The sequence below is a fragment of the Enterobacter sp. HG048 genome (genome assembly GCF_024702055.1).
Classification (GTDB): domain Bacteria; phylum Pseudomonadota; class Gammaproteobacteria; order Enterobacterales; family Enterobacteriaceae; genus Enterobacter; species Enterobacter dykesii.
This window is the reverse complement of the sequence record NZ_JANLIZ010000017.1, coordinates 58,823-79,486: the sequence shown is the minus strand read 5'-3', so window position 1 is coordinate 79,486 and position 20,664 is coordinate 58,823. Positions and strand designations below refer to the sequence as shown.

Annotated in this window: 19 protein-coding genes; 13 read left to right on the top strand and 6 right to left on the bottom strand. The window is 56.9% G+C overall.

The window, feature by feature from the left end; translation table 11 throughout:
* The first annotated feature begins 73 nt into the window (after positions 1-73).
* Positions 74-1,447: an argininosuccinate lyase gene (gene argH / locus NUX24_RS17970; RefSeq protein ID WP_023309680.1), complete on the top strand. Its 1,374-nt coding sequence runs from the start codon at positions 74-76 to the stop codon at positions 1,445-1,447.
* 60 nt (positions 1,448-1,507) lie between these two features.
* Here the strand turns inward: argH and NUX24_RS17965 are convergent, their stop codons facing one another.
* Positions 1,508-3,940 carry a bifunctional aspartate kinase/homoserine dehydrogenase II gene (locus NUX24_RS17965; RefSeq protein WP_047653027.1) on the bottom strand — a complete coding sequence of 811 codons (2,433 nt, stop codon included), beginning with the start codon at positions 3,938-3,940 and terminating at the stop codon, positions 1,508-1,510.
* Between the two features lie 2 nt (positions 3,941-3,942).
* Positions 3,943-5,103 carry a cystathionine gamma-synthase gene (gene metB, locus NUX24_RS17960; RefSeq protein WP_257833206.1) on the bottom strand — a complete coding sequence of 387 codons (1,161 nt, stop codon included), beginning with the start codon at positions 5,101-5,103 and terminating at the stop codon, positions 3,943-3,945.
* 276 nt (positions 5,104-5,379) lie between these two features.
* Between metB and metJ the strand changes: the two genes are divergently transcribed.
* Positions 5,380-5,697: a met regulon transcriptional regulator MetJ gene (gene metJ, locus NUX24_RS17955; protein ID WP_015966498.1), complete on the top strand. Its 318-nt coding sequence runs from the start codon at positions 5,380-5,382 to the stop codon at positions 5,695-5,697.
* Between the two features lie 42 nt (positions 5,698-5,739).
* On the opposite strand, the gene NUX24_RS17950 is transcribed toward metJ, so the two are convergent.
* Positions 5,740-6,420, bottom strand: coding sequence for an oligogalacturonate-specific porin KdgM family protein (locus NUX24_RS17950; protein WP_047653023.1), 681 nt, complete (start codon positions 6,418-6,420; stop codon positions 5,740-5,742).
* A 314-nt stretch (positions 6,421-6,734) separates the two neighbouring features.
* Complete coding sequence (rpmE, locus tag NUX24_RS17945; protein ID WP_003862040.1) at positions 6,735-6,947, bottom strand: 50S ribosomal protein L31; 213 nt, start codon at positions 6,945-6,947, stop codon at positions 6,735-6,737.
* A gap of 200 nt (positions 6,948-7,147) precedes the next feature.
* Here rpmE and priA point away from each other — a divergent pair, with 200 nt between their 5' ends.
* The 7 genes from priA (at position 7,148) to rraA (ending at position 15,116) form a co-directional block, all read left to right on the top strand.
* A complete protein-coding gene (gene priA / locus NUX24_RS17940) occupies positions 7,148-9,343 on the top strand; it encodes a primosomal protein N' (protein ID WP_029739193.1) in 2,196 nt (731 codons plus the stop codon).
* 119 nt (positions 9,344-9,462) lie between these two features.
* Positions 9,463-10,488 (top strand): DNA-binding transcriptional regulator CytR, encoded by a 1,026-nt coding sequence (cytR, locus tag NUX24_RS17935; protein ID WP_047653020.1) that lies wholly within the window; start codon positions 9,463-9,465, stop codon positions 10,486-10,488.
* Between the two features lie 93 nt (positions 10,489-10,581).
* Positions 10,582-11,580 carry a cell division protein FtsN gene (gene ftsN / locus NUX24_RS17930; RefSeq protein ID WP_047646961.1) on the top strand — a complete coding sequence of 333 codons (999 nt, stop codon included), beginning with the start codon at positions 10,582-10,584 and terminating at the stop codon, positions 11,578-11,580.
* A gap of 94 nt (positions 11,581-11,674) precedes the next feature.
* A complete protein-coding gene (hslV, locus tag NUX24_RS17925) occupies positions 11,675-12,205 on the top strand; it encodes an ATP-dependent protease subunit HslV (RefSeq protein ID WP_008501802.1) in 531 nt (176 codons plus the stop codon).
* A gap of 9 nt (positions 12,206-12,214) precedes the next feature.
* Entirely contained in the window at positions 12,215-13,549 is a 1,335-nt protein-coding gene (gene hslU, locus NUX24_RS17920; RefSeq protein ID WP_008501803.1) for an HslU--HslV peptidase ATPase subunit, read from the top strand.
* Between the two features lie 68 nt (positions 13,550-13,617).
* Positions 13,618-14,538, top strand: coding sequence for a 1,4-dihydroxy-2-naphthoate polyprenyltransferase (gene menA, locus NUX24_RS17915; RefSeq protein ID WP_126331007.1), 921 nt, complete (start codon positions 13,618-13,620; stop codon positions 14,536-14,538).
* 92 nt (positions 14,539-14,630) lie between these two features.
* Positions 14,631-15,116 (top strand): ribonuclease E activity regulator RraA, encoded by a 486-nt coding sequence (gene rraA / locus NUX24_RS17910; protein ID WP_023309687.1) that lies wholly within the window; start codon positions 14,631-14,633, stop codon positions 15,114-15,116.
* 87 nt (positions 15,117-15,203) lie between these two features.
* Here the strand turns inward: rraA and zapB are convergent, their stop codons facing one another.
* Positions 15,204-15,443: a septal ring assembly protein ZapB gene (gene zapB / locus NUX24_RS17905; RefSeq protein ID WP_010436935.1), complete on the bottom strand. Its 240-nt coding sequence runs from the start codon at positions 15,441-15,443 to the stop codon at positions 15,204-15,206.
* A 399-nt stretch (positions 15,444-15,842) separates the two neighbouring features.
* On the opposite strand from zapB, the gene NUX24_RS17900 reads away from it, so the two are divergent.
* From NUX24_RS17900 to fpr, 4 genes are all read left to right on the top strand, one after another.
* Positions 15,843-16,688: an MIP/aquaporin family protein gene (locus tag NUX24_RS17900; RefSeq protein WP_010436934.1), complete on the top strand. Its 846-nt coding sequence runs from the start codon at positions 15,843-15,845 to the stop codon at positions 16,686-16,688.
* Positions 16,689-16,709: 21 nt separating this feature from the next.
* On the top strand, positions 16,710-18,218 hold the full coding sequence (gene glpK, locus NUX24_RS17895) for a glycerol kinase GlpK (protein WP_023333857.1): 1,509 nt from the start codon (positions 16,710-16,712) through the stop codon (positions 18,216-18,218).
* Positions 18,219-18,324: 106 nt separating this feature from the next.
* Positions 18,325-19,335 (top strand): class II fructose-bisphosphatase, encoded by a 1,011-nt coding sequence (gene glpX / locus NUX24_RS17890; protein WP_047653017.1) that lies wholly within the window; start codon positions 18,325-18,327, stop codon positions 19,333-19,335.
* 96 nt (positions 19,336-19,431) lie between these two features.
* Positions 19,432-20,178, top strand: coding sequence for a ferredoxin--NADP(+) reductase (fpr, locus tag NUX24_RS17885; RefSeq protein ID WP_029739198.1), 747 nt, complete (start codon positions 19,432-19,434; stop codon positions 20,176-20,178).
* Here fpr and NUX24_RS17880 read toward each other — a convergent pair whose 3' ends face one another.
* Positions 20,179-20,598, bottom strand: a complete 420-nt coding sequence (locus tag NUX24_RS17880) for a DUF805 domain-containing protein (protein ID WP_023293600.1) — start codon at positions 20,596-20,598, stop codon at positions 20,179-20,181.
* Positions 20,599-20,664 lie beyond the last annotated feature (66 nt).

Below are 20,664 nucleotides of genomic sequence, written 5' to 3'. Positions count from 1 at the left end.
TTAATGTTTTGTAGGCCCGGTAAGCGCAGCGCTACCGGGCAATGAAATTCAAAGATATTTAAGGAAGCATGTTATGGCACTTTGGGGTGGGCGTTTTACACAGGCAGCGGATCAGCGGTTCAAACAGTTCAACGACTCTTTGCGCTTCGACTACCGCCTGGCCGAACAGGATATTGTCGGCTCTGTGGCCTGGTCCAAAGCGCTGGTGACGGTGGGCGTACTGACCGCAGACGAACAATTACGGCTGGAAGAAGCGCTGAACAATCTGCTGGAAGAGGTGCGTCTTAACCCACAGCAGATCCTCGAAAGCGATGCTGAAGATATTCACAGCTGGGTGGAAGGCAAACTGATCGACAAAGTCGGTCAGCTGGGTAAAAAGCTGCATACCGGGCGCAGCCGTAACGACCAGGTCGCCACCGACCTGAAGCTGTGGTGTAAAGATACCGTTGGCGAACTGCTGGCGGCTAACCGTCAGCTGCAGAGCGCGCTGGTGGAAACCGCGCAGAACAACCAGGACGCGGTGATGCCGGGTTATACCCACCTGCAGCGCGCCCAGCCGGTGACCTTCGCGCACTGGTGTCTGGCCTACGTTGAGATGCTGGCGCGTGACGAAAGCCGTCTGCAGGATACCCTGAAACGTCTGGACGTCAGCCCGCTGGGCAGCGGCGCGCTGGCCGGCACGGCGTATGAAATCGACCGCGAACAGCTGGCTGGCTGGCTGGGCTTTGCCTCCGCCACCCGTAACAGCCTGGACAGCGTGTCCGACCGCGACCACGTGCTGGAGCTGCTCTCGAATGCCTCTATCGGCATGGTGCACCTGTCGCGCTTTGCTGAAGACCTGATTTTCTTTAACTCTGGCGAAGCGGGCTTCGTCGAGCTGTCCGACCGCGTGACCTCAGGTTCATCCCTGATGCCGCAGAAGAAAAACCCGGACGCGCTGGAGCTGATCCGCGGCAAATGTGGCCGCGTGCAGGGCGCGCTGACCGGCATGATGATGACACTGAAAGGGCTGCCGCTGGCGTACAACAAAGACATGCAGGAAGACAAGGAAGGGCTGTTCGACGCGCTCGACACCTGGCTGGACTGTTTGCACATGGGCGCGCTGGTGCTGGACGGCATTCAGGTGAAACGTCCGCGCTGTCAGGAAGCGGCGCAGCAGGGCTATGCGAACTCTACCGAACTGGCGGATTATCTGGTGGCGAAAGGCGTACCGTTCCGCGAAGCGCACCACATTGTGGGTGAAGCGGTGGTGGAAGCGATTCGTCAGGGTAAACCGCTGGAAGATCTGGCGCTGGCCGACCTGCAGAAGTTCAGCGCGGTTATCGGGGATGATGTGTATCCGATCCTTGCGCTGCAGTCTTGCCTGGATAAACGTGCCGCGAAAGGCGGCGTGTCGCCTAAGCAGGTGGCGCAGGCGATAGCGGATGCGAAAAACCGGTTGGTTTAATCTGTCCTGACAGGTGCCCTCTCCCACTGTACAGTCCGGGGAGAGGGCCAGGGTGAGGAGTTACAGCAGCTTAGCCAGACGGTTGATGTCGGACTGAATGGCTCCAGCGGTGACATCGCGCCCCGCGCCCGGACCACGGATCACCAGCGGGTTATCGCGATACCAGCGGCTTTCGATGGCGAAGACGTTATCGCACGGCAGCAGCGCCGCCAGCGGATGTTCAGGACGCACCGCCTCGACGCCGACTCGCGCTTTTCCGTTGGCCTCGAAACGCGCCACGTAGCGCAGCACCAGCCCCATCTCGTTCGCCGCCTCCAGACGCTGTACCATCTGCTCGTTAAGCTCTTCACCATTTTCAAAGAAATGATCCACAGAACCTTCTTCACAGCCGGCAGGCACCAGCGATTCGACGCGTACGGCATCCGGTTCGATATCGTAACCGGCTTCACGCGCCAGGATCACCAGCTTACGCATCACGTCTTTGCCGGAAAGGTCAACGCGCGGATCGGGCTCGGTTAAGCCCTGCTGCCACGCCTGATCCACCAGGTCGGTGAACGGGACGGTGCCGTCAAACTGCAGGAACAGCCAGGAGAGCGTGCCGGAGAAGATACCGCTCAGCGCCAGAATGCTGTCGCCGCTTTCAATCAGGTCACGCACGGTGTGGTTAACCGGCAGGCCAGCCCCAACGGTAGCGTTATAGAGCCAGTGGCGCCCCGTTTTTTCAAACGCGTCGTGGATCTGGCGGTATTTATCGGTACTGCTTGCCCCAGCCAGCTTGTTGGCGCTGATGACGTGGAAACCGTGGCTGGCGAAATCCAGGTACTGATCGGCAAGCTGTTCGCTGGCGGTAACGTCCAGCACCACCAGATCGTCATACGGGTGTGCGCGCATCCACAGGAACAGCGACTCTTCATCCTGCTCAACCGCTTCATCGTTAAAGAACGCAAGCGCGCGGCTGGCATCCAGCCCTTCGTAGTTCAGGAGGCTGCGGCGGCTGTCCACCACGCCCGCAAGAATGAATTCAAATCCGGTACGCGCCGAGAGCGTCACCTGTTCGCGGGCAAACAGTTCCAGCCAGCGGGAACCGATGTTGCCTTTCCCGAACAGCACCAGACCGATGCGCTTTTCCGCGCGGAACAGGGAGGTGTGCAGACCCTGAATCAGGCTCTCGGTTGGCCCTTTGCGCAGGACGGCAACCAGGCTGATGCCCTCTTCCGACTGCCAGGTGAATTCCACCGGCTGGCCTTTCAGCTGCTGCCAGAAGCGGTGGCAGTGCAGCGGGTTACGGGTGACGCCCGCGCCCACCATCGCCACCAGCGCGAGCCCCTGACGCAGGCGAAGCTCGCCCGGCAGGCCCGCTTCATCCAGAATTTTCAGCGCGCTGTCCGCCACTTCAGCGGTATAGCAGAACTGCAGCAGCTGGCGATCGTTATGCACGCCAACGGCCAGCGGACGCACCTGGGCGCGTTTCAGGATCGTGTCGATCTCTTTATGCGCCAGCTTGAAGTCCTGGCCCGCAGGCACCTGGAACTCAATCAGGCAGATGTCGTCGTGGCTGGTGACAATACGCGCCCCGGTACCGGACGCCAGCACGCGCTCAATGCGCGTGGAGCCTTGATCCGGGGTGTAACTGCAGCGCAGCTGGAGGTCGATATCGCTGCCGGAAACCGGCTGCAGCGTACGGGCGTGCAGCACCGGCGCAGCCAGACGCGCCAGCTCGCTGGCTTCGTCGAGACGCAGCAGCGGCAGCAGGCAGGCATCTTTTACTTTGCGCGGGTCAGCGCTGTACACACCGGCTACGTCGCTCCAGATGGTGACGCGGGACACGCCCGCCAGGGCACCAATCTGCGTTGCCGAGTAGTCCGAACCGTTACGGCCCAGCAGCACGGTTTCACCCGCGTTGCTGCGGCTGATAAAGCCGGTGACGACAATACGTTTGCCCGGGTGCTGCACCAGCAGCTGTTGCAGCAGCGGGTAGGACAACCCTTCATCCACCTGCGGCTGCGCGGCGCGTTCGGCGCGCAGGAAATCACGCGCGTCGAGCCAGGCCGCTTCCACGCCCAGGTGTTGCAGCACGGCGGCCATCAGGCGCGCGGACCACACTTCACCGTGGCCCACCACTTCGGCATACACCGCGTCGGTAATTCCGCTGTCCAGCAGGGCAGCCAGACGCTCAAGGTCATGCGTAAAGGCGCCGATCAGCCCGTCCGCCACGTCCGCAGGCAGCAGGCCGGCAATTAGCTCGCTCTGGTAACGGCGTAAGGACTGTTGCACCTGATGCGCAGAAAGGCGATCGGTCTGGCTCAGCTTCAGCCAGCTAATCAACTGGTTGGTGGTGCTGCCCGCCGCCGAGACAACCATCATGTCACCCGGCTGTGAATATTCCGTCATGATCCCTGCAACGCGCAGATAACATTTCACATCAGCAAGACTACTACCACCAAACTTGTGCAGTTGACGACCCTTCGCCCCTGCCTGCGCTATCACACTCATGATTACCCCTTGGCTGCGATCCGGAAGGCATTTTCCAGATCGGCAATTAAATCTTCAGAATCTTCAATGCCGGTTGAGATACGTAGCAGCGTCTCAGAAATTCCGGCGGCGGCACGTGCTTCCGGTGCCATACCTGCGTGCGTCATGGTCGCGGCGTGGGAGATCAAGCTTTCAACCCCACCTAAGGATTCCGCCAGCGTAAACAATGACAGCCCGCTCAGGAAGCGACGCAGCGTTTGCTCGTCACCGTCCAGTTCAAAACTTAACATCGCGCCAAATCCCTTCTGCTGGCGCGCGGCAATCTCGTGCCCCTGGTTTTCCGGCAGCGACGGGTGATAGAGCTTCTTCACCAGCGGCTGGGTTTTCAGGAAATCGACAATCGCCTGGGCATTGCGCTGCGCCACTTCCATTCGCGGCGACAGCGTACGAATGCCGCGCAACAGCAGATAGCTGTCGAAGGCACCCGCGGTGACGCCAATATTATTGGCCCACCATGCCAGTTCGGTGACAACGTCGGGATCTTTGGCAATCACCACGCCCGCCACCACATCAGAATGGCCGTTCAGATATTTAGTGCATGAATGCAATACCAGATCGGCACCCAGTGTGAGTGGGTTCTGAAGGGCCGGACTGAGGAACGTATTATCCACTACACTTATCGCTCCCGCATCCCTTGCGAGCTGACAAATTTTCGCAATATCGACAACGCGCAACAATGGATTGCTTGGACTTTCCACCAGAACCAGCTTCGGCTGCTCTTCCAGGGCCTGTTTCAGCGCCCGTTCGTCGTTTTGATCGACAAACAGCACGCGATAGCAGCCGCGTTTCGCCAGGCTATCAAACAGGCGATAGCTGCCGCCGTAGCAGTCGTGCGGCGCAACCAGCAGGTCACCTGGTTTCAGGAACACCGTGGTCACCAGGTGAATGGCGGACATCCCCGTATTGGTTAATACTGCACCTGCGCCACCTTCCAGCTCGGCCAGCGCGCGCTGGGTCACGTCACGCGTAGGGTTGCCACGACGCGAATAATCATGCGCGCGGGGTTCATTAAATCCGGTGAAGTTATAGGTACTGGAAAGATGAATCGGCGGGACAACGCAGCCGTACTGCTCGTCATCATTTAATCCGCTACGCACTGCAATAGTGGCCTGTTTACGCGTCATGGTGAGGGCTTCCTGGCGAATGAGGTGAAAAGTCAGGCACCAGAGTAAACATTGAAAGTATGGACGTCAATACATCTGGACATCTAAACTTCTTTGCGTATAGATTGAGCAAAGCGCAAATAGCCGTTAAAATTATATGCTTTAGTGCACGCTGCAGCGGCAATATCCGTGCCACGGTATCGTCTCTACGGTAAACTAGACAAGATTGCGGTTCAAAACGGGTGGTTACAGGTTTTGCACCTTTAAATAAATGACTGAGAGGATTAAAGGTATCTCATGGCTGAATGGAGCGGCGAATATATCAGCCCATACGCTGAGCACGGTAAGAAGAGTGAGCAAGTAAAGAAAATTACGGTTTCCATTCCTCTGAAGGTGTTGAAGATCCTCACCGATGAACGTACGCGTCGTCAGGTGAACAACCTGCGCCACGCGACCAACAGCGAACTGCTGTGCGAAGCGTTTCTGCATGCGTTTACCGGTCAACCGTTGCCGAACGATGAAGATCTGCGCAAAGAGCGTAGTGATGAAATCCCGGAAGAGGCGAAAGTCATCATGCGTGAACTGGGCATTGACCCGGAGACGTGGGAATACTAACTGCGGTGCGATCCCGCTGAGATTACTCAGCGGGATGGTTTCTTAGAAGTTGTAGCCTAAACCCACGCGCAGACGCGTCTGGCGGTCGTCGCTGGTGGCGGTGTTATAGCCGGAAGAGACGTTGCCCACTTCCACAAATGGGATCCACGAGTCGATGTTATACGCCACGCGGAAGTTATATTCGTAATCTTCTTTTTTATTGTTATACAGGTCTTCATTGTCGGCGAATTTATAAATGCCGTTTAACTCGAACATCCAGCCATCAATATTATAACCCAGCCACATTTCCGGACGATAAACCATACGGTCATCTTTACCATCAGCATTACGGCGGGTGTATTCCGTACGATAACGAAACGCCGTCCACCAGCTGCCATTAATATTATACTGCACGCGCAGATAAGGCTTATAGATGGCCATGTCATCACCCATTTCAACGGCGATGCCCGGCTGCCAGATAAAACCTTGCCAGGTAAATTGATAGCTTGCGGTATATTCGTTGCTGTTACTTTCCATATTATTAAGCGCGTCGTTAGACTGCTTGTTATCGGAGCGCGATACCGCCTCAACCGCTACGCCAAAGCCAGTGCCAAAGCGGTGTGACATGTACACACGGTCATAGTTACGCCCATCGTCGTAATACTCGTGTCGGTAATCCACATATCCCGCCTGCGCCGCGCACGATATTAACGGAAGCACAAATAAGAGTTGCTTCAATTTCATAATATTTCCCTCGAAGTAAACGCGCCCTGAAAGCCACTGTGTCGTCATGGCAAATAAGAATGTATGACGGGCGCAGTGTAAGTTTACGAAACGAGAGAAACCTTTTAATTTTTGACACCCCCGTCAAAAGGATGGCAAAGAATTAAAGAAATGAGAGATGCAGTTCACTATCCGTTAAAGAATAAACCAGACAAATATATTTAATACAATGATACGTAATTAATTATTTTAGATATAAATGTTAAGAGGTGACTTATTCAGAAGGGATATTACAGGCACAAAAAAACCGCCCGAAGGCGGTTTTTCCTGGATGCTTATTTAGCGCCCGGGATGCTGAAACGCTTGTTGAAGCGGTCAACACGGCCACCGGTTGCAACGTCACGCTGCTTACCAGTGTAGAACGGGTGGCATTTACCGCACACGTCCAGGTTCAGATCGTGACCCACGGTAGAGCGGATCTGGATAGAGTTACCGCAAGAACAGTTTGCAGTAATCATTTCGTATTTCGGGTGAATATCTTTTTTCATGGGAGAACCTCAGTTAAGGCCGCGTCGCTCTTCCAGCCCTAACGCCAGACACCACGCGATGTTGATTGTAAGTTCTTTGGCGTAAAGTACACCAAAGGCGGCGAATCATACAGAATTTGACCAACGTATGCAAACTGATCCGCACGCCGCTTTCACTAATGTGTATACTAACGCGCCACTTTTCAAGTCAGGAAGATTCGATGCCCGTCGCTCACGTTGCCCTGCCCGTTCCGCTTCCCCGCACCTTTGACTACCTGCTGCCTGACAGCATGAGCGCCAAAGCGGGCTGCCGCGTGACCGTGCCGTTTGGCAAACAGCAGCGCGTGGGGATCGTCGTCTCCGTCAGCGATAAAAGCGAATTACCGCTTAACGAGCTGAAGTCGGTCGTTGAGGTGCTGGACAGCGAGCCGGTTTACTCTACCAGCACCTGGCGACTGCTGCTGTGGGCGGCGGATTATTATCATCACCCGATTGGCGACGTCCTGTTCCATGCCCTGCCAATTATGCTGCGTCAGGGCAAGAGCGCCAGCCACGCGCCGATGTGGTACTGGTTTGCTACCGAGCAGGGTCAGGCCGTGGATATCAACAGCCTGAAGCGTTCGCAGAAACAGCAGCAGGCGCTGGCGGCGCTGCGTCAGGGGAAAATCTGGCGGCATCAGGTCGACGAGCTTGAGGTCAGCGAAACGGCGCTACAGGCATTAAGAAAGAAAGGGCTGAGCGAACTGGCCAGCGAAGCCCCTGCTCTTTACGACTGGCGGGAGAGTTTCTCTGTTTCAGGGGATCGCCTGCGTTTGAATACCGAGCAGGCCACCGCCGTGGGCGCGATTCATAGCGCCTCCGATCATTTCTCTGCCTGGCTGCTGGCGGGAGTCACCGGTTCCGGCAAGACCGAAGTCTATCTGAGCGTGCTGGAAAACGTGCTCGCGCAGGGCAAACAGGCGCTGGTGATGGTGCCGGAAATTGGCCTGACGCCGCAAACCATCGCCCGATTCCGCGAGCGCTTTAACGCGCCGGTTGAGGTGCTGCACTCCGGCCTGAACGACAGCGAACGCCTAAGCGCCTGGCTGAAAGCGAAAAACGGCGAAGCGGCGATTGTGATCGGCACCCGCTCGTCGCTGTTTACGCCGTTTAAAAATCTTGGCGTTATCGTGATCGACGAAGAGCACGACAGCTCCTATAAACAGCAGGAAGGCTGGCGCTACCACGCCCGCGATCTGGCGGTTTATCGCGCGCACAGCGAGCAGATCCCTATTATTCTCGGCTCCGCCACGCCTGCGCTCGAAACGCTGCACAACGTGCGCCAGCGCAAATACCACATGCTGCGCCTGACGCGCCGGGCGGGGAATGCCCGTCCGGCCATTCAGCACGTGCTGGATCTGAAAGGTCAGCAGGTCCAGGCCGGGCTTGCGCCTGCACTCATTACCCGCATGCGCCAGCACCTGCAGGCGGGGAATCAGGTCATTCTGTTTCTGAACCGCCGCGGATTCGCCCCCGCGCTGCTGTGCCACGACTGCGGCTGGATTGCCGAGTGCCCGCGCTGTGACCACTACTATACCTTCCACCAGGCCCAGCGGCATTTGCGCTGTCACCACTGCGACAGCCAGCGTCCGGTTCCTCGCCAGTGCCCGTCGTGTGGTTCAACGCATATCGTGCCGGTGGGGCTGGGAACGGAACAGCTGGAACAGGCGCTTGGTCCTTTCTTCCCGGACGTGCCTATTTCGCGTATCGACCGGGACACTACCAGCCGCAAGGGCGCGCTGGAACAACAGCTGGCGGAAGTGCATCGCGGCGGCGCGCGCATCCTGATTGGCACCCAGATGCTGGCGAAAGGCCACCACTTCCCGGACGTGACGCTGGTCGCCCTGCTGGACGTGGACGGCGCGCTGTTCTCGGCAGATTTCCGCTCAGCCGAGCGCTTCGCCCAGCTTTATACCCAGGTGGCAGGACGTGCCGGTCGCGCCGGTAAACAGGGCGAAGTGGTGTTGCAAACTCACCATCCTGAGCACCCGCTGCTGCAAACCCTGCTGCATAAAGGCTATGACGCTTTTGCCGAGCAGGCGCTGGCCGAACGCCAGACCATGCAGCTGCCGCCGTGGACCAGCCACGTCATCATCCGCGCGGAAGACCATAACAACCAGCAGGCGCCGCTTTTCCTGCAGCAGCTGAGAAACCTCCTGCAGGCCAGCCCGCTGGTGGATAATCAGCTGTGGATCCTGGGCCCGGTGCCGGCACTCGCACCAAAGCGCGGCGGACGTTTCCGCTGGCAAATCTTACTTCAGCACCCCTCACGTGTTCGCCTGCAGCATATCGTCAGCGGCACGCTGGCGCTCATCAACACGCTACCGGAAGCGCGAAAAGTGAAGTGGGTACTGGACGTCGATCCCATCGAAGGCTGAAGCTGGATCGAAAAATTTAACGCTCCTCACACTTTTTATGAAAATTCTGTAACCGATTCCATTAACTATCTGTAAAAATGGTGATGTCAGAAGTTCGGTGTTCAGTCGAGGAGAAGACGTTGAAGTCCAGGAAAGAGGTTGCCACAGCGACCATGAAAGACGTTGCCGAGAAAGCACAAGTCTCAACGGCAACCGTGTCCCGCGCATTAATGAACCCGGATAAAGTCTCCCAGGCGACCCGTAACCGAGTGGAGCAGGCTGCGCTTGAAGTGGGCTATTTCCCGCAGGCGATGGGGCGTAACGTCAAACGCAACGAGTCACGCACCATTCTGGTAATTGTGCCGGACATCTGTGACCCTTTCTTCAGCGAGATTATCCGCGGTATTGAAGTCACCGCCGCGGAACAGGGTTACCTGGTGCTGATTGGCGACTGCGCTCACCAGAACCAGCAGGAAAAGACCTTCATCGATCTCATTATCACCAAGCAGATCGACGGCATGCTGCTGCTTGGCTCTCGCCTGCCGTTTGATGCCAGCATTGAAGAGCAGCGTAATTTACCGCCGATGGTGATGGCCAACGAGTTTGCGCCAGAGCTGGAGCTGCCGACCGTCCATATTGATAACCTCACCGCCGCGTTCAACGCCGTAAACTATCTCCAGGAGCTGGGGCATAAGCGCATTGGCTGTATTGCCGGGCCGGAAGAGATGCCGCTGTGCCACTATCGCTTACAGGGCTACGTTCAGGCGCTGCGCCGTACCGGCGTCACCGTCGATCCTCACTACATTGCGCGCGGTGACTTTACCTTCGCAGCGGGTGGACAAGCGCTTGAGAAACTTCTGGATCTGCCTGAGCCGCCAACCGCCGTATTTTGTCACAGCGACGTGATGGCGCTGGGCGCATTGTCGTACGCCAAACGCCGCGGCCTGCGGATACCGAAAGATTTATCCATCATCGGATTCGATAATATTTCGCTTTCGGAATTTTGCGATCCGCCGCTCTCAACGGTCGCTCAGCCGCGCTATCAGATCGGCCGCGAAGCGATGCTTCTTCTGCTGGATCAGCTTCACGGTCAAACAGTTAGCAGCGGCTCGCGGTTGCTGGACTGCGAACTGATTGTCCGCGGCACTACCCAGGCATTGACTTAAAGTAAACGTCTTTCGGATACCCTTATCTGGTCAAAGCCCCGCCGCTTAAGTAACATGGCGGACTGACGAACGAATAAATACAGCGAAACGATAGTGGCACAACGAGATTATGTACGTCGCGGCCAGCCGGCACCTTCGCGACGCAAAAAGAGTAGCTCAAGGAAAAAGCAACGTAACCTGCCTGCTGTCTCGCCAGCAATGGTCGCTATTGCTGCGGCTGTAGTCGTCGCCTTTATTGGTGGCCTGTACTTTATCACGCACCATAAAAAAGAAGAGTCCGAGGCGCTTCAGGCCAGCAAAGTTGCCGGAAATGGCCTTCCTCCGAAGCCTGAAGAGCGCTGGCGCTATATCAAAGAGCTGGAAAGCCGCCAGCCCGGGGTGCGTGCGCCAACCGAACCTTCTGCGGGTGGTGAAGTGCAGAATGCGAATCAGCTGACGGATGAACAGCGTCAGCTGCTGGCCCAAATGCAGGCCGATATGCGCCAGCAGCCTACGCAGCTGAACGAAGTGCCGTGGAATGAGCAGACGCCGGCACAGCGCCAGCAAACGCTGCAGCGACGTCAGGCGCAACAGCAGATCCAGCAGCAGCAACAACAGCAGCAGTGGGCGCAAACCCAGCCGGTGCAGCAGCCGAAAGCACAGCCGCGGGTAACGGAACAGCCATACCAGCAGCAGACGCGTACGGCGCAGTCTCAGCCTGTCCAGCAGCAGCCGAAAACGCAGCCGCAGAAACAGGCCGCTCAGCCGTATCAGGATCTGCTCCAGACGCCAGCGCATACCACCGCGCAGCAGCCGAAAACGCAGCAGGCCGCGCCGGTGACGAAAGAGACCGAAGCGCCGAAACAGACGGCGGAGAAAAAAGACGAACGCCGCTGGATGGTGCAGTGCGGTTCGTTCAAAGGCGCAGAGCAGGCGGAAACGGTACGTGCGCAGCTGGCCTTTGAAGGGTTTGATTCGCGTATTACTACCAATAACGGCTGGAATCGCGTGGTGATTGGTCCGGTAAAAGGCAAAGAAAATGCCGACGGCACTATTTCGCGGTTGAAAATCGCTGGCCACACAAACTGCATTCGACTCGCCTCCGGGGGTTGAAACCCCCAAAATCCCCCCCATCTATCATTTAATTCAGCCCTGAGCACAGGCTCAGGGCTTCTGTTTCCCGATTCTGTAACCAGGGGGTCTGCTCGTGACAACAATAGTAAGTGTACGCCGTAACGGCCATGTGGTAATCGCCGGTGATGGCCAGGCCACGCTGGGTAATACCGTCATGAAAGGCAACGTGAAGAAAGTGCGCCGTCTCTACAACGACAAAGTGATCGCCGGTTTTGCAGGCGGCACGGCGGACGCCTTCACGCTGTTTGAACTGTTTGAACGCAAACTGGAAATGCACCAGGGTCATCTGGTGAAAGCTGCCGTTGAGCTGGCGAAAGACTGGCGTACCGACCGCATGCTGCGCAAGCTCGAAGCGCTGCTGGCCGTGGCCGATGAAACCGCCTCGCTGATCATCACCGGTAACGGTGACGTGATTCAGCCGGAAAATGACCTGATTGCCATTGGCTCTGGCGGCCCTTATGCCCAGGCTGCAGCCCGCGCGCTGTTGGAAAATACCGACATGAACGCGCGTGATATCGCGGTGAAGGCGTTGGATATTGCAGGTGATATCTGCATTTATACCAACCACAACCACACCATCGAAGAATTGACCTCCAAAGCGTAAGGATCTCCCATGTCTGAAATGACCCCACGCGAAATTGTCAGCGAACTGAACAAACACATTATCGGCCAGGATAACGCCAAGCGTTCCGTGGCTATCGCTCTGCGTAACCGCTGGCGTCGTATGCAGCTTGACGAAGAGCTGCGCCACGAAGTTACGCCGAAAAACATTCTGATGATCGGCCCGACCGGCGTCGGTAAAACCGAAATCGCCCGTCGTCTGGCGAAGCTGGCTAACGCGCCGTTCATCAAAGTTGAAGCCACCAAGTTCACCGAAGTGGGCTATGTGGGTAAAGAAGTGGACTCCATCATCCGCGATCTGACCGACTCGGCGATCAAAATGGTGCGCGTCCAGGCGATCGAGAAAAACCGCTATCGTGCGGAAGAGATGGCGGAAGAGCGTATTCTCGACGTGCTGATCCCACCGGCAAAGAACAACTGGGGCCAGGCAGAGCAGCAGGCGGAACCGTCCGCTGCGCGTCAGGCGTTCCGCAAGAAGCTGCGTGAAGGCCAGCTGGACGACAAAGAGATTGAGATCGATCTTGCTGCCGCGCCAATGGGTGTGGAAATCATGGCGCCTCCGGGCATGGAAGAGATGACCAGCCAGCTGCAGTCCATGTTCCAGAACCTGGGCGGCCAGAAGCAAAAAACGCGTAAGCTGAAAATCAAAGACGCGATGAAGCTGCTGATTGAAGAAGAAGCGGCGAAGCTGGTAAACCCGGAAGAGCTGAAGCAGGACGCTATCGACGCGGTTGAGCAGCACGGTATCGTGTTTATCGACGAAATCGACAAAATTTGTAAGCGCGGCGGCAACAGCTCCGGCCCGGACGTGTCCCGCGAAGGCGTTCAGCGTGACCTGCTGCCGCTGGTTGAAGGCTGCACCGTCTCCACCAAGCACGGCATGGTGAAAACGGACCACATCCTGTTTATCGCATCAGGTGCCTTCCAGGTTGCCAGCCCGTCGGATCTGATCCCCGAACTGCAGGGGCGTCTGCCGATTCGCGTTGAGCTGCAGGCGCTGACCACCGAAGATTTCGAACGTATCCTGACCGAGCCAAACGCCTCTGCTACCGTACAGTACAAAGCGCTGATGGCGACCGAAGGCGTGAACCTCGAGTTCACCGAAGACGGCATCAAGCGTATTGCCCAGGCCGCATGGCAGGTCAACGAAACCACCGAGAACATCGGTGCGCGTCGTCTGCACACGGTGCTGGAACGCCTCGTGGAAGATATCTCTTACGACGCGAGCGACCTGAACGGTCAAACCGTTACCATTGACGCAGAATATGTGAGTAAACATCTGGATGCGTTAGTGGCAGATGAAGATCTGAGCCGTTTTATCCTATAATCGCGGTTACTGGATTCTCATCACGTTTAATGGGGGCTAATGCCCCCATTTTTATTGGCTAAATACTTATGACTGACATCAGCCGTACTCAGGCGTGGCTCGAAAGTCTGCGCCCTAAAACACTTCCTCTGGCCTTCGCCGCGATTATCGTCGGTACCGCCCTTGCCTGGTGGCAGGGTTATTTTGATCCGCTGGTCGCCGCGCTGGCACTGATTACCGCGGGCCTGCTGCAAATCCTCTCCAATCTCGCCAACGACTACGGCGACGCGGTAAAAGGCAGCGACAAGCCGGACCGCATAGGGCCGCTGCGCGGAATGCAGAAAGGGGTGATTACCCAGGCGCAGATGAAACGCGCGTTGATTATCACCGTGGCGCTGATCTGCGTATCCGGCCTGGGGCTGGTGACGGTGGCATCTAAGACCACCAGCGATTTTATTGGCTTCCTGGTGCTGGGTTTACTGGCCATTATCGCGGCCATCACCTACACCGTCGGCACGCGTCCTTACGGTTATATTGGGTTAGGGGATATCTCCGTACTGGTGTTCTTCGGCTGGCTGAGCGTGATGGGAAGCTGGTACCTGCAGGCGCATACGGTGATCCCTGCCCTGTTCCTGCCCGCGACCGCCTGCGGTCTGCTGGCGACGGCGGTGCTCAACATCAATAACCTGCGCGATATCGACAGCGATCGCGAGAACGGCAAAAACACCCTGGCGGTTCGTCTGGGGCCGGTCAATGCGCGCCGCTATCACGCCTGCCTGCTCATTGGCGCGCTGGTTTGCCTGGCGCTGTTTAACCTGATCTCCTTGCAGAGCCTGTGGGGCTGGCTGTTTGTGCTTGCCGCGCCGCTGCTCATTAAGCAGGCCCGCTTTGTGATGCGTGAACTCAGTCCGTCCGCCATGCCGCCGATGCTGGAGCGCACGGTAAAAGGCGCGTTGCTGACTAACCTGTTGTTCGTCATCGGGATTGTGTTAAGCCAGACGCTCAGTTAGCTGACAAATATCAATTAACAATTGATGATTTTGCCAACAACGCATTTCGCACGATATACTGAACACATTCGCAGCAACTGAGCGTTAAACCTATGAAATACGATACCTCCGAGCTTTGTGACATCTACCAGGAAGATGTCAACGTCGTTGAACCGCTGTTCTCCAACTTTGGTGGGAGGTCGTCGTTTGGCGGTCAAATCGTCACGGTGAAATGTTTCGAGGACAACGGGTTGCTGTACGATCTGCTCGAACAGAATGGCCGCGGTCGCGTTCTGGTGGTCGACGGCGGCGGTTCCGTGCGCCGTGCGTTAATTGATGCTGAACTGGCTGGCATTGCCGTGCAGAACGAGTGGGAAGGCCTTGTGGTGTACGGTTCCGTGCGCCAGGTGGACGATCTGGAAGACCTGGATATCGGGATTCAGGCCATCGCGGCCATACCGGTAGGGGCAGCGGGTGACGGCATCGGCGAAAGCGACGTGCGCGTCAATTTCGGCGGCGTGACCTTCTTCTCCGGGGACCATCTCTACGCCGATAATACCGGCATTATCCTTTCCGAAGACCCGCTGGATATCGAGTAGTAAAAAGTCAGCGAGAACCATAAAAAAACCGCCAACAGCAACGTGGCGGTTTTTTTGTCACTCGGGATTCGCGATCCGTTAGGAAGATCAGACCTCTTCCATACGTCCCAGCAGCGCCTGCAGGCGATCCTGCCAGCCGTTCTGCTGTTCGCGCAGCTGGTTGTTTTCGCGCTCCAGTTCCTCGCGGCCGTGCTGAGCGTTCTGAACTTCCTGCGCCAGGCTGTTGTTCTTCTCTTTCAGCTCTTCAATTTCCATCTGCAGCAGGGTGATGGTGTCAATCGCCTGCTGTACTTTCGATTCCAGTTTCTCAAACACTTCTAAAGACATGATGCTACCTCTCCTGAATTGCAAGGCGACGCTTTAACATAAACGCGCACGACATATACCGTCGATTGTATGGAGCGCGGCGCTCTGTGTCCAGCGACACACCGCGCAGATCGCGGTTTGCAACACTTTTAGGTCTGGTCCTGGTGTGTTCGCGTCATATACCCCTAAATTGTTAACTGATTCGTTAATGAAATGATTCAGCTCACATTCCTGTACTGATGCAAAAATGTGCTTTATGGCGCGAAAACGCTCATTTTATTGACACAGACCACACATTTTGATTTCGATATTTCTCGTTTTTGCTCGTTAACGATAAATTAACACTATGTCTACAGGGCATCGTGGCTGTCACGGGCGGCCATGCTAACAATAAACATTCATCTCTTCAGGATTCCGATTATGAGTCAGACATCAACCTTAAAAGGCCAGTGCATTGCCGAGTTCCTTGGTACCGGGTTGTTGATATTCTTCGGAGTGGGCTGTGTCGCTGCACTGAAAGTGGCGGGTGCCAGTTTTGGTCAGTGGGAAATCAGTATCATCTGGGGTCTGGGTGTGGCGATGGCCATCTACCTGACTGCAGGAGTTTCCGGTGCACATCTTAACCCGGCTGTGACCATCGCGCTGTGGCTGTTCGCGTGCTTCGATGGACGCAAAGTTGTTCCTTTCATCATTTCTCAGTTTGCCGGCGCCTTTTGCGCAGCGGCGTTAGTTTACGGGCTTTATTACAATCTTTTCATCGACTTCGAACAGACGCATCATATGGTGCGCGGCAGCGTCGAAAGTCTGGATCTGGCTGGCATCTTCTCAACCTATCCGAACCCGCATATCAATTTTGTGCAGGCGTTCGCAGTTGAAATGGTGATTACCGCTATTCTGATGGGCGTCATTATGGCGCTGGGCGATGACGGCAACGGCATTCCGCGTGGCCCGCTGGCCCCGCTGCTGATTGGCCTGCTGATTGCGGTTATCGGCGCATCAATGGGTCCACTGACCGGCTTCGCGATGAACCCGGCGCGTGACCTGGGGCCAAAAACCTTCGCCTTCTTCGCTGGATGGGGCGACGTCGCCTTCACCGGTGGCAAAGACATTCCTTACTTCCTGGTTCCGCTGTTCGGGCCAATCGTAGGGGCGGCGCTGGGTGCATTCGGCTATCGCAAATTAATTGGTCGCCACTTACCGTGCGACACCTGTGTGGAAGAGGAGAAGGAAACGACTTCTACCGCACAACAAAAAGCTTCGCTGTAATCTGACTACGGGACACATACCATGACCGAAAAAAAATATATCGTTGCGCTCGACCAGGGCACTACCAGCTCCCGCGCTGTCGTAATGGATCATGACGCGAACATCGTCAGCGTGTCACAGCGCGAATTTGAGCAAATTTATCCTCGTCCAGGCTGGGTAGAGCATGACCCAATGGAGATTTGGGCGTCACAAAGCTCCACGCTGGTCGAAGTGCTGGCAAAAGCCGACATCAGCTCCGACGAGATTGCCGCCATCGGTATCACCAACCAGCGTGAAACCACCGTGGTCTGGGAGCGCGAAACCGGTAAGCCCATTTACAACGCTATCGTCTGGCAGTGCCGCCGTACATCCGAGATCTGCGAACAGCTGAAGCGCGACGGTATGGAAGAGTACGTGCGCAGCGCCACCGGTCTGGTGGTTGACCCGTATTTCTCCGGCACCAAAGTGAAATGGATCCTCGACCACGTAGAAGGTTCACGCGAGCGTGCTAAACGCGGCGAGCTGCTGTTCGGTACCGTCGATACCTGGCTTATCTGGAAGATGACCCAGGGACGCGTTCACGTCACCGATTACACCAACGCCTCGCGTACCATGCTGTTCAACATCAACACCCTGGAGTGGGATGACAAGATGCTGGACGCGCTGGACATTCCGCGCGCGATGCTGCCTGAAGTGCGTAAGTCTTCAGAAGTGTACGGCCAGACCAACATCGGCGGTAAGGGCGGCACCCGTATTCCTATCGCCGGTATCGCCGGTGACCAGCAGGCGGCGCTGTTCGGCCAGCTGTGCGTCAAGGAAGGGATGGCGAAGAACACCTACGGCACCGGCTGCTTTATGCTGATGAACACCGGTGAGAAAGCGGTGAAATCAGAAAACGGCCTGCTGACCACCATCGCCTGCGGCCCGCGCGGCGAAGTGAACTATGCGCTGGAAGGTGCGGTGTTCATGGCCGGTGCGTCCATTCAGTGGCTGCGCGACGAGATGAAGCTCATCAGCGATGCGTTCGATTCCGAGTACTTCGCGACCAAAGTGAAAGACACCAACGGCGTGTACGTGGTGCCTGCGTTCACCGGTCTGGGCGCACCGTACTGGGATCCGTATGCACGCGGCGCAATTTTTGGCCTGACGCGCGGTGTGAACTCTAACCACATTATTCGCGCTACTCTCGAATCCATCGCCTACCAGACGCGCGACGTGCTGGAAGCGATGCAGGCTGACTCCGGCATTCGTCTGCACGCCCTGCGCGTGGACGGCGGTGCGGTAGCGAATAACTTCCTGATGCAGTTCCAGTCCGACATTCTGGGCACCCGCGTTGAGCGCCCTGAAGTGCGTGAAGTCACGGCGCTGGGCGCGGCGTACCTTGCCGGTCTGGCGGTAGGCTTCTGGCAGAACCTGGACGAGCTGCAGGAAAAAGCGGTTATCGAACGCGAATTCCGCCCGGGCATCGAAACCACCGAGCGTAACTTCCGCTACAGCGGCTGGAAAAAAGCGGTGAAACGCGCCCTGGCGTGGGAAGAGCACGACGAGTAATCCCCCTCACCCTAACCCTCTCCCCATAGGGGAGAGGGGACTTAAAACCCCCCTCCCCACTCTGTGATAAACTTCGTGCAATTCCTTTTGATTGTACGAGTACCTCATGAAACGTGAACTTGCTATCGAGTTTTCCCGCGTCACCGAAGCGGCCGCCCTCGCAGGCTATAAATGGCTGGGTCGTGGCGACAAAAATACCGCAGACGGCGCGGCCGTCCATGCCATGCGCATTGTGCTTAACCAGGTCAACATTGACGGCACCATCGTGATCGGCGAAGGCGAGATCGACGAAGCGCCGATGCTCTATATCGGTGAAAAAGTCGGTACCGGCAAAGGCGATGCCGTGGATATCGCGGTCGACCCGATCGAAGGCACCCGCATGACGGCGATGGGTCAGGCCAATGCGCTAGCGGTGCTGGCCGTGGGCGATAAGGGCTGCTTCCTCAACGCGCCGGACATGTACATGGAAAAGCTGATTGTCGGTCCGGGCGCAAAAGGCGCAATCGACCTTAGCCTGTCGCTGGAAGAGAACCTGCACAACATCGCCAAAGCCCTTGGCAAACCCCTTAGCGAACTCACCGTCACCATTCTGGCGAAACCGCGCCACGACGCCACTATCGCGCAGATGCAAAAGCTCGGCGTGCGCGTGTTTGCCATCCCTGACGGTGACGTTGCCGCCTCGATCCTGACCTGCATGCCGGACAGCGAAGTAGACGTGCTGTACGGCATCGGCGGCGCGCCGGAAGGTGTGGTCTCTGCGGCAGTGATCCGCGCGCTGGATGGCGATATGCAGGCCCGCCTGCTGCCCCGCCATGAGGTGAAAGGCGACAGCGAAGAGAACCGCCGTATTGGGGAAAACGAGCTGGCGCGCTGCGAAGCGATGGGCATCGAGGCCAATAAAGTGCTCGCGCTGGACGAGATGGCGCGTAGCGATAACGTTGTCTTCTCGGCGACCGGCATCACCAAAGGCGATCTGCTGGACGGCATCACCCGCAAGGGCAATATGGCCACCACTGAAACGCTGCTGATCCGCGGTAAATCACGCACCATTCGCCGCATCCAGTCTATCCACTATCTCGACCGCAAAGACCCGGACGTGCAGACGCACATTCTGTAAAACCGTTTGATCGATAGAGCTTTCCGGCCCTGACGGGCTGGAAATTGTCACCACAAGTACGGAAGATAGAACAGAGAAACAGCACAGGAGAAGATCATGGCGGACTGGGTAACAGGTAAAGTCACAAAGGTACAGTTCTGGACCGATGCTCTATTTAGTCTCACCGTACATGCTCCCGTTCACCCGTTTAAAGCCGGGCAATTTGCGAAGCTGGGGCTGGATGTCGACGGCGAGCGCGTGCAGCGCGCCTACTCTTACGTTAACGCGCCTGATAACCCGGATCTCGAGTTCTATCTGGTCACCGTTCCCGACGGTAAGCTCAGCCCGCGCCTTGCCGCCCTTAAGCCCGGCGACGAAGTGCAAATTGTGAGTGAAGCGGCAGGCTTCTTTGTGCTCGAAGAGATCCCTGATTGTGACACGCTCTGGATGCTGGCAACCGGTACGGCCATTGGCCCTTATCTCTCTATTTTGCAGTACGGCAAAGATCTGGAGCGCTTTAAAAACATCGTGCTGGTACACGCTGCGCGCTACGCTGCAGACCTGAGCTATCTGCCGCAAATGCAGGCGCTGGAACAGCAGTACGGCGGAAAGTTAAAGATTCAGACGGTGGTGAGCCGTGAAACCGTAGCAGGAGCGCTTACCGGCCGCGTGCCGGCGCTAATTGAGAGTGGAGCCCTGGAAGACGCGGTGGGGTTGCCGCTGAACGCTGAAACCAGCCACGTCATGCTGTGTGGCAACCCGCAGATGGTGCGGGACACGCAGCAGCTTCTGAAGGATACCCGGCAGATGACGAAACATCTTCGCCGTCGACCGGGCCATATGACCGCCGAACACTACTGGTGATCAGCGGTATTTCACCTCAACGGTGTCTTTACCGTATTTGTTTTCGCTCTGGGTGCCAATAAACGCGCCCAGATCGACAATCATCATTACGAAGATGACCGACGGCAGCAGCCTGCCCACGACCCACGGCAGGATGGACGGCAGCATCGCCCAGTTTCCGGCCACCAGCATCCACGCCAGAATAATCAGAAATGCCCACGCACCGGAACGTCCGCGATCGTGCAGCCGTTTTACGACAACCGCCGCCGTTGGCCATAGCAGGCAGACCAGCGCGAAGGCCGCCGTTTGCGTGCTCAGCCAGGCATTGTAAGCAACGAAAAACAGAAGCAGCATGGCGACAACCCACGTCACCATCCAGATCCAGAAATCACGGCGTCCAATACGCCCTTTGAATGAAAACAGCCACTGCTGTATGGTCATGTAAGGTTCCTTATTATCGTATAGCGCGCATTTTACCCTGGAGTTGTGACCTTTTGACAAGCCGAC

Excerpts from the sequence above, each read along its gene's own strand:
- NUX24_RS17965 (WP_047653027.1), bottom strand. The coding sequence starts at position 3,940 with ATGAGTGTGATAGCGCAGGCAGGGGCGAAGGGTCGTCAACTGCACAAG.
- rpmE (WP_003862040.1), bottom strand. The coding sequence starts at position 6,947 with ATGAAAAAAGATATTCACCCGAAATACGAAATGATTACTGCAAACTGT.
- argH (WP_023309680.1), top strand. The coding sequence starts at position 74 with ATGGCACTTTGGGGTGGGCGTTTTACACAGGCAGCGGATCAGCGGTTC.
- hslU (WP_008501803.1), top strand. The coding sequence starts at position 12,215 with ATGTCTGAAATGACCCCACGCGAAATTGTCAGCGAACTGAACAAACAC.
- metB (WP_257833206.1), bottom strand. The coding sequence starts at position 5,103 with ATGACGCGTAAACAGGCCACTATTGCAGTGCGTAGCGGATTAAATGAT.
- NUX24_RS17900 (WP_010436934.1), top strand. The coding sequence starts at position 15,843 with ATGAGTCAGACATCAACCTTAAAAGGCCAGTGCATTGCCGAGTTCCTT.
- glpX (WP_047653017.1), top strand. The coding sequence starts at position 18,325 with ATGAAACGTGAACTTGCTATCGAGTTTTCCCGCGTCACCGAAGCGGCC.
- rraA (WP_023309687.1), top strand. The coding sequence starts at position 14,631 with ATGAAATACGATACCTCCGAGCTTTGTGACATCTACCAGGAAGATGTC.
- NUX24_RS17950 (WP_047653023.1), bottom strand. The coding sequence starts at position 6,420 with ATGAAATTGAAGCAACTCTTATTTGTGCTTCCGTTAATATCGTGCGCG.
- zapB (WP_010436935.1), bottom strand. The coding sequence starts at position 15,443 with ATGTCTTTAGAAGTGTTTGAGAAACTGGAATCGAAAGTACAGCAGGCG.
- glpK (WP_023333857.1), top strand. The coding sequence starts at position 16,710 with ATGACCGAAAAAAAATATATCGTTGCGCTCGACCAGGGCACTACCAGC.
- metJ (WP_015966498.1), top strand. The coding sequence starts at position 5,380 with ATGGCTGAATGGAGCGGCGAATATATCAGCCCATACGCTGAGCACGGT.
- fpr (WP_029739198.1), top strand. The coding sequence starts at position 19,432 with ATGGCGGACTGGGTAACAGGTAAAGTCACAAAGGTACAGTTCTGGACC.
- menA (WP_126331007.1), top strand. The coding sequence starts at position 13,618 with ATGACTGACATCAGCCGTACTCAGGCGTGGCTCGAAAGTCTGCGCCCT.
- priA (WP_029739193.1), top strand. The coding sequence starts at position 7,148 with ATGCCCGTCGCTCACGTTGCCCTGCCCGTTCCGCTTCCCCGCACCTTT.
- NUX24_RS17880 (WP_023293600.1), bottom strand. The coding sequence starts at position 20,598 with ATGACCATACAGCAGTGGCTGTTTTCATTCAAAGGGCGTATTGGACGC.